Here is a 1532-nt window from a genome sequence, read left to right as displayed (position 1 = left end):
TGAGCGCGCCCATGATGGTGGAAATTGCAACGGCAGGAACGAACATCTTGATCGAGTTCCAGAAATAGCCCTTGATGCCGGCGCAGGTCAGGCCGACGCAGGTCTCGCCCCAGGCCCGCAACCAAGGCTCGAAGGTCGGCGACTGAGGCAATGCCAGCATGTTGCCGTTCTGGATCTCGTCCATGGTCTTGAACGAGGTAACCAGCATCACGAAGAGGGGCATCAGATAAAGGATCGCGAAGATCACCAGCAGGCCGTAGATGACGGTGCGAGTGATCCACCGGCGGCCAGTGCCGTCTTGCGAAATGGCAATTGCTGAAGAGGCAACGCTACTCATCGCGCCTTCTCCCTCAGTTCGGAGTAGAGATAGGGCACGATGATCGCCGAGATCGTCATCAGCATGATGATTGCGCTCGCCGAACCGACAGCCATTTCGTTTCGCTTGAAGGTGTATTCATACATGAAATTGGAAGGCAGCCAGGCCGAGCCACCGGGACCGCCACTCGTCAGCGCGACGACCAGGTCATAGGACTTGATCGCCATATGGGCGAGTACGATGAAGGCCGACAGGAAGACCGGTCGCAGCATCGGGATGACGATGCGCCTGTAGAGCTGAAAGGTCGTTGCCCCGTCGATCTGGGCGGCTTTCATGATCTCGCCGTCGATGCCACGCAGACCCGCGAGAAACATCGCCATGACGAAACCGGAAGCCTGCCAGACGCCGGCGATCACCACGGTGTAGATGACGAAGTCCTTGTTCTTGATCCAATCGAAATGGAAGCTCGTCCATCCCCATTGATGCAGTGTCTGCTCAAGGCCGAGGCCCGGATCAAGAAACCACTTCCAGGCAACGCCCGTAACAATGAAGGAAAGCGCCATCGGATAGAGGTAGATCGGCCGCAGCAACCCCTCGCCGCGGATCTTCTGGTCAAGCAGAATTGCCAGGAACAGGCCGAGTGCGAGACAAATTCCGACATAGAGAAAGCCGAAAATTCCCATATTGGTAATCGAGGTGTACCAGCTCGACGGCGGATCGGTCTCAAACGTCCAGCGCCATAGCCTTTGATAGGCGCGCGGTCCTGTCAGCACATAGGATGGGAATGTCTTGGAATTGGTGAAGGACAGATAGGCGGTCCAGACGATGAAACCATAAACAAAGATCACAGTGACGGCGAAACTCGGCGCCAGCACGATCTTGGGCAGGACATCCTGCAGGCGGGAGCGGATGGAATTGCCTATTTTGCGTTCCGACGTCAGGTTGATCTCGGGGGTCGCGACAGTGTTCATAAAATCGTCCTCTCCCAGGGCCGTATCTGTGGCAGAACGCCTCCCCCGCCTGCGCGGGGAAGGATCCTATTTGATCGATGGCAAGTTACTTGGCGTCGTCGATTGCCTTGACGAGCTCTTCCACGGCCTGGTCAGAGGTCTTGATCTGTCCATGAACGAACTTGGACACGACGTCCTTGTAAGCATTGGCAACCGCTGGAGGAGCGCCATAGCCCTGGGCCAGCGAGCCGAACAGCGTGTCGCCT

The 1532-nt window shown here is 57.2% G+C and carries 1 protein-coding gene and 2 pseudogenes; all 3 read right to left on the bottom strand.

Annotation, left to right across the window (positions count from 1 at the left end):
- A pseudogene (locus C9413_RS32035) lies at nucleotides 1–337 on the bottom strand (carbohydrate ABC transporter permease); the annotation flags it as partial.
- A complete protein-coding gene (locus C9413_RS32030; protein WP_022715992.1) occupies nucleotides 334–1287 on the bottom strand; it encodes a sugar ABC transporter permease in 954 nt (317 codons plus the stop codon). The gene C9413_RS32030 and the pseudogene C9413_RS32035, both read right to left, overlap by 4 nt.
- Nucleotides 1288–1372: 85 nt before the next feature.
- A pseudogene (locus C9413_RS32025) lies at nucleotides 1373–1532 on the bottom strand (sugar ABC transporter substrate-binding protein); the annotation flags it as partial.

Origin of the sequence: Rhizobium sp. SEMIA 4085 (genome assembly GCF_013004495.1) — a bacterium.
Taxonomy (GTDB): Bacteria; Pseudomonadota; Alphaproteobacteria; order Rhizobiales; family Rhizobiaceae; genus Rhizobium; species Rhizobium gallicum.
The sequence above is the reverse complement of the archived record's forward strand: the minus strand, read 5'-3'. Positions and strand labels throughout refer to the sequence as shown.

Coding starts and splice junctions, on each gene's coding strand:
- C9413_RS32030 (WP_022715992.1), bottom strand. CDS start 1,287: ATGAACACTGTCGCGACCCCCGAGATCAACCTGACGTCGGAACGCAAA.